Here is a 1,085-nt window from a genome sequence, read left to right as displayed (position 1 = left end):
GTGATCAGCCCATGGCGGTTGGCCAGGGCGGGGAGGATCTCGCAGTGGATGGAATCGTGCTTGGCAATCAGTAACGGCTCGGCCATGGGGTGTCCTGGAGTGAAAAAGTAAAATGCGGGTTGTAGATTAAATCAATTAATCAGTCTGATAAGGGATTCTTCGTGGCCGGTCACAGTAAATGGGCGAATATTCAACACCGCAAGGGGCGCCAGGATGAAAAGCGCCAGCGCATCTGGACCCGGGTAATGCGTGAAATCATGGTGGCGGCCCGCATGGGCGGTGGCGACCTGGGCACGAACCCGCGCCTGCGCCTGGCGGTAGACAAGGCCAAGGCGGCCAACATGCCCAATGAGAACGTCAAATACGGCATTGCCAAGGCCACGGGCAGCCTGGAAGGCGTGCATTACGAGGAAGTCCGTTACGAAGGCTACGGCATAGGCGGCGCGGCCATCATCGTGGACTGTATGACCGATAACAAGGTGCGTACCGTGGCTGAAGTGCGGCACGCTTTTTCCAAACATGGCGGCAACATGGGCACCGAAGGCTCAGTGGCTTTCCAGTTCAAACATTGCGGCCAGCTCATTTTTGCGCCCGGCACCAGTGAAGACAAGATCATGGAAGTCGCGCTGGAGTCCGGCGCCGACGACGTCATCACGCATGAAGACGGTGCCATTGAGGTGTTGACGCCTTACACGGGCTTTGAAGCCGTGAGGAACGCGCTGGAAGCCGCCGGCCTCAAGCCCGAGATTGCCGAAGTCACCATGCGCGCCGACAACACGATTGAGCTGACCGGCGAGGATGCCCGCAAGATGCAAAAACTGCTGGACGTGCTGGAGGACCTGGACGACACCCAGGATGTATTCCACAACGCGGCCCTCGAAACCTGAACGGCAGTGGGTGAAATTGTGGATGACTCCGAACGGCTGGCCCGCATTGAAACCCTGCTGCAGGAGGGAAACCGCCTGCGCAGCGAGGCGATCGCCCTGCAGAAGGAATCCCTGGCCGTGCAGAAGTCGCTGGTCGATGAAACCCGTGCCAACATTGTGAAAGCCGGCAAAGTCAATGATCAGGCGCTGGATATGCAG

2 protein-coding genes are annotated in these 1,085 nt (G+C 58.7%); both read left to right on the top strand.

Annotation, left to right across the window (positions count from 1 at the left end; all coding sequences use genetic code 11):
* Positions 1-161: 161 nt before the first annotated feature.
* On the top strand, positions 162-887 hold the full coding sequence (locus tag AC1D1P_RS24060; protein WP_477669483.1) for a YebC/PmpR family DNA-binding transcriptional regulator: 726 nt from the start codon (positions 162-164) through the stop codon (positions 885-887).
* Positions 888-893: 6 nt separating this feature from the next.
* Positions 894-1,085: hypothetical protein (locus AC1D1P_RS24055; RefSeq protein ID WP_477674750.1), on the top strand; the 192-nt coding region annotated here is incomplete at its 3' end.

This window comes from Polaromonas sp. P1_E1_2, assembly GCF_056406035.1.
The sequence above is the reverse complement of the archived record's forward strand: the minus strand, read 5'-3'. Positions and strand labels throughout refer to the sequence as shown.